Source organism: Streptococcus sp. SGI.013, from assembly GCF_050315295.1.
In the GTDB taxonomy this organism is placed as follows: domain Bacteria; phylum Bacillota; class Bacilli; order Lactobacillales; family Streptococcaceae; genus Streptococcus; species Streptococcus porcorum.
Genome location: NZ_JBNPOS010000102.1, coordinates 1 through 403 on the forward strand (window position 1 = coordinate 1; position 403 = coordinate 403).

Annotated in this window: 1 protein-coding gene; it reads right to left on the minus strand. The window is 36.5% G+C overall.

Annotation, left to right across the window (positions count from 1 at the left end; genetic code table 11):
• Positions 1–381 (minus strand): hypothetical protein (locus tag ACQRDX_RS09560; RefSeq protein WP_427896664.1); only part of this gene is annotated, 381 nt, incomplete at its 3' end.
• Between the last annotated feature and the right edge of the window lie 22 nt (positions 382–403).

Consider the following 403-nt stretch of genomic DNA (forward strand, 5'->3'; position numbering starts at 1 on the left):
GATCTTATTGAACAGCCATTGTAAGTTCACGCTTGGTTTTGTCTCCATCTTTTCAACAATGGGATTGATCACCTCATCCACATAGCTCTGTGCCTCTTTTTGTCTGACAGTGCTCTTGTCATAAATGCTTTTCTTTACACCAGGCTTCTGATAATAGTAAGCCATGAATTTCCCACTCTTATCAAACAAATATATGCGGATTTTCTCTTCATTTGTATCCTTGAAGAGTGAGACTTCATATTTAGAAGAGACGTGAAAGACGCCTTGCCTTACTGAAAAAGAATCATTTTTTACGATCGCATTATACCCGTCTGTATTATACTGTAATCCTTTAATGGAAGATTCTCCTAGATAGTCTAGATAGTCTAAAATAAATACCATTTCAGGATTGGCACCTTTTTCA